Origin of the sequence: Lactobacillus nasalidis, assembly GCF_016587775.1 — a bacterium.
GTDB lineage: Bacteria > Bacillota > Bacilli > Lactobacillales > Lactobacillaceae > Lactobacillus > Lactobacillus nasalidis.
On sequence record NZ_BOCG01000544.1, the window covers coordinates 1 to 4,396 of the forward strand.

Genomic DNA, 4,396 nt, shown 5'->3' on the forward strand with positions numbered 1-4,396 from the left:
TTCTCCAGCTCCCTGGCCCGCCGCTTTCCCCGTCCTGCTAGGTCAGCATCCGTCAGAAAGCGGCTGACGGCAACCTCCAGGCCCCGGTCTTCAAGCAGCTTTTTCAGCTGGTCGACTACGGGGAGGTAGGCTTCTTTCAAAGGGTTGGAACATGCAACTAAAGCTGCCTTCACCATTTCTGCCTCCTTTTCACATAAGCAAAAATATGTTAAGTTGCCTTTTTTAAGATCAAATTACTGTCTGAGTCCTTTTGGGTAATAGTTCTTCAGCTGGCCCTTGCCCGACAGCTTGCCGAAGCTGAAGACCAGGCCACGGGAAGAAACCAGGACGAAGCCCTTCAAGCCGCTGGCCACCTGCAGGCTCTCGCCATGCAGATAGCGCTCATAGTCCCGTTCATCTAAGTCAACGACCCGTTCCTGGGTTACTTGTCCCAAAACTTCAGCCAGCTGGTGGCTGGGCTCAAAGCGTTTCTTTTTCAGCAGGCCCAGTTCCAGGCCATTGTTGAGGATCTTGATGCCCTTCAGCTGGGCTGGATCAAGGGCTGGCACAAAGACATGATCCTGGCTCTTTAAGACCTGGCTCGGCCAGGTAGCCAGGCTTTCCGGCCAGTTAAAGCCGGCAATGGCCTCGCTGATGTAGCCGGCTTCTTCCTTGCTCGGCCGCTCCAGGCGGTTCTTGCTGCCCTTGCCCTTCTTCTTTTCTTTCTTTTCTCTGCCCTTTTTAACCGAAGCAAACGCCTGGGCATTTTCACCGGCGGCCTTAAGGCAGGCCACGAACTGGCCTTCACCGACCCCGTCTTGCGGCCAGAAGCGGGCGCAATTTTCCAGACTAACAGCCCCATTGCCCCATTCCGGTCTGCCGGCTGCGGCTTGGGCAGTTGCCTCAATTGGCAAAACTTTGAAGCCATATTCATCCATCAGCCAGCTGACGATCTCTTCGTCTTCTTCAGGCGAGAAGGTGCAGGTCGAATACAGCAGGTAGCCGCCAGGCTTGAGCATCTTCACTGCTTCTGTCAGAATTTCCTTCTGCCGGTCAGCGCAAAGGTCGACGTTTTCCTGACTCCAGTATTTAATGGCGTCCTCGCTCTTTCTGAACATCCCTTCCCCGCTGCAGGGCGCGTCTACCAGGATCGCGTCGAAAAAGCAGGGAAAACGGGCGCTCAAGCTGGCGGAATCCGCGTTGGTGACCACGGCATTGGTCACCCCCCAGCGCTCCAGGTTTTCCCGCAGGATTTTCGCTCTTGACGGGGAGATTTCGTTGGCGACCAAAACGCCTTGGCCGGCCAGCTTCTGGCCCAGGGCCGTGCTTTTGCCGCCCGGAGCCGCGCAGAGATCCAGCACCCGGTCGCCAGGCTGAACCGGGATTGCCTGGGCCGGGAACATGGCAGCCGGGTCCTGGGAATATACCAGCCCGCTGGTCCATTCCGGATCCTTGCCCGAAACTTCCCCGTAATAGGCATGAGGGATGCCGGGCACAGGCTTTTCTTGAGAGTAGCTCACCCTTCCCTCTTTCAGCGTATTGATCCGGTATGCCTTCTTGCTGGGCTGGCGCAAAGCCGCAAACAAGTCAGCAGCAGCTGCTTCGCCGAGCAGACGGGTAAATTTTTCCTTAAACTGGTCTGGGATTTCAAGCATCCGCTTTTTTCTCCTTTCGGTACATGTGATACATGTAAATCATCATGCTGATGTAAACTGCAAGTTCAACGACCGTCACCCCGAGCAGGAGCAGGGCCAGAATGCCCCGGTTGCCGAAGTAGGCTTTCCAGACCAAAAGGAAGTAGGCCCCGATCGCCTCCGCGACCATCAAAACGATAAAGCGGCCGCTGCGGTTGAGCAGCAGGTTGGCCAGCAGCTCTCCCTTCAAATGGCTCAGTTCGGCTTCCTTCCAGGCAACCCAGGCAATCAGGCCCATCAAGGCAATGCCCACCCCGGTCAAAAACAGGATCAGCAAGGCTTCCGGCATCAGCAGGGTCAGTCTTCTCTGCCGGTTGCGCTTGACGAATTCCGGCCAGTAGGTTTCGCTGGACAGGTGCTTGGCAATCTTGCCGATCGTTGCGCTGCTGGCGTCAACGTACAAAGTGAAGCGGCTGATCTGCTTCTTTCCAGTTGCCTGATTTTCCCCGGTAGTCAGATAGTAGTCCTTGCTGCTTTGATATGGCACGGACTTGAGGTTGCCGACAACCGTGTAGTACAGGCCGTTAAGATACAGATAGCTGTTTCCCTGGGTCTTGATCTGGGTGGCCTGCGTGGCGGAAGAAACGGCCGCGATGGTGATCTGGCCCTTGAAGTCGTCTTCAGTGAAGAAGCGGCCGCTGGAAACCGGGAAATAGTCCAGGTCGCGGTTTTGAGCCCAAACCAAGATCTGGTGCTTGTCGCTCTTGCTCTTGAACTGCATCTGGATGCTTTCCTTGGGGTATTCCTTTTTCACCCATTTGATGAAGCTGGAGACAGTCATGTTCTTCTTTGGCTTGACGATCCGGGTCTGCATGCTCATCCCCTGCGACTGCAGAATCTGGTTGGCCAGCTGCGACTGCATGTTGGAGCAGACGATGCCGATTAAGATAAAGAGGAAAAAGGTCGAAAAAATGACAAAAAGCTTGTGCCTTTTCATGCTATTTCACCTCAAAGAACTTTTCTTCAATAAAATCGTAGGACTTAAAGCTGCGGTTGATTTTCCGCAGTTCAGCGGACCGGTTGAAATGCCGCTTGCTCCAAAATTCAGGCGAATTGGTCACGCCTTTTTCCCCGATAAACAGGAGCCGGGCCGCCGGAGCATAGTGGTGCTTGGCGGCGATCAATTCCAGATCAGCTTGACCAAAATTCGGCGCCCAGGAGCAGAGAATCAAGTCGCAGGTCGCGTATTTCATGACTGCCTGGTCAGCTGGCAGGTCTTCAACTGGATAAAAAGGCCGCTTGCCGGTTTTGGAACTCTTGGACCATTCCAAAGAATCCGTTGCCCGCACCTGGATGCCGGCTTCGCTCAAGGCTTTTGACCAATAGGCGTTGCCAGCCATAACTTCAAGAGCAGATTCAACCCCAAATTCTTCTTTGATTAAGCGGGCCGTTGCCATATTTGGCAAAGACCAGATTCCGTATTCAAGGGACAGGTACTGACGGACATTATTGAGCAGGTTGTTTAAAGCCCGCAGGTCCTTGATCTGGCCGTCAGTCAAATCCCAGGTCATTTCGGCAAAACGGCTGTCGCTGATGCCCAAGCCTTCTGGCGCGAAAGCCAGCAGGTGCTGACTGGAAACGCACTGGTCGATCAGTTTAATCTCTTCTACTTGCCGGTCCAGTTCCGGATCAGCAAATTCTTTGGCTAGGGCAGAAATTTTTTCAATAAATTGTGTCATATGCATTCCTCACCAGTTGATTTTATCATTTACCAGCCTTTTGAGGTAGCCTGGAAGATCGCAAAAAAATGAAGCCTAGGAACTCTCCTAAGCTTCACTCCAAATTTCATATTTCTTCGTATAAATACAACATCACTCTGCCTACATTCAATTAAATTACAGATCTGCTGCCAGATCGGCCATCTCTTCGTCGACCCCGTTAGCCAGCAGCATGTCACGCGTCTCGAGCTTAGCTGCATTTTTCTCTTGCACCGGCTTTGGAGCCGCAAGACCAGTTGCTTGCTGGGTCATCTTGCTGCTGACGCCATTGGCAATCATGGTGTCCATCAACATAGTTTCTTCCTTGCTTCTCATTTTAACCAGCCTTCTTTCTGTAAAGCGCTTTTTTGCTTAAGATTATTATAGCACCATTTTAAGCGTGGAAGCTGATTTTATGCTGATGGCAGCGATTTCTTTATTTTCCAAACTTCTGCCAGTTTTTCCCTAAAAATTTAATTTCTGCCAGAGTAACACAGATATTTTTTACAAAATAAAAAAAATCGGCATTTTTTCTTGTACTAGTTGTTGAAGAAATAATTCTCTTCTAGAAACGGAGGAAAAATGACCAAAATAGCAGCATCCGTCCGCGGCAGCAGGGACGTCGTCCAGAAAGTCCTGCTGGACAAGAACGAAATTTTTGCTGACGTATTGAACGGCTTCATCTTCAACGGAAAACAGATTATCAAGCCGGACATGCTGGCAGACACCAACACGACCAGCTACTACAAGGCCAACGGGGAGGTTCACGGCCAGGACCGGGACGTGGCCAAGCTGCTGACGATCGGCAAGAAGAAGATCGTCATTTCGCTGGTTGGGATCGAGAACCAGACCCGGCCAGACAAGCACATGCCGGCGCGGGTGATGAACTACGATGCCGCGGCCTACCGCTACCAGCTCACCAAGAGCAAAAAGCTCTATCCCGTGCTCACGCTGGTGGTATACTACGGGAAAGAAGCTTGGAACTACAGCCGGAATTTGCTGGGGAACATCAATCTGCAAAAGCTC

At 52.3% G+C, this 4,396-nt stretch carries 5 protein-coding genes; 1 reads left to right on the forward strand and 4 read right to left on the reverse strand.

The features are described 5' to 3' along the window. Positions 1-233: 233 nt before the first annotated feature. From lacNas_RS10580 to lacNas_RS10595, 4 genes are all read right to left on the reverse strand, one after another. Positions 234-1,634, reverse strand: coding sequence for an RsmB/NOP family class I SAM-dependent RNA methyltransferase (locus lacNas_RS10580; RefSeq protein WP_201330595.1), 1,401 nt, complete (start codon positions 1,632-1,634; stop codon positions 234-236). Next, complete coding sequence (locus lacNas_RS10585) at positions 1,627-2,610, reverse strand: hypothetical protein (protein WP_201330596.1); 984 nt, start codon at positions 2,608-2,610, stop codon at positions 1,627-1,629. The genes lacNas_RS10580 and lacNas_RS10585 overlap by 8 nt, the downstream gene beginning before the upstream one ends. Before the next feature lies 1 nt (position 2,611). Continuing rightward, the gene (locus lacNas_RS10590; protein WP_201330597.1) at positions 2,612-3,352 is read right to left on the reverse strand and encodes an SAM-dependent methyltransferase; all 741 of its coding nucleotides are present in this window, start codon (positions 3,350-3,352) and stop codon (positions 2,612-2,614) included. A 156-nt stretch (positions 3,353-3,508) separates the two neighbouring features. Continuing rightward, the gene (locus lacNas_RS10595) at positions 3,509-3,706 is read right to left on the reverse strand and encodes a hypothetical protein (protein WP_201330598.1); all 198 of its coding nucleotides are present in this window, start codon (positions 3,704-3,706) and stop codon (positions 3,509-3,511) included. A gap of 246 nt (positions 3,707-3,952) precedes the next feature. On the opposite strand from lacNas_RS10595, the gene lacNas_RS10600 reads away from it, so the two are divergent. Then, on the forward strand, positions 3,953-4,396 hold a 444-nt coding region (locus tag lacNas_RS10600; protein WP_201330599.1), incomplete at its 3' end, for an Rpn family recombination-promoting nuclease/putative transposase.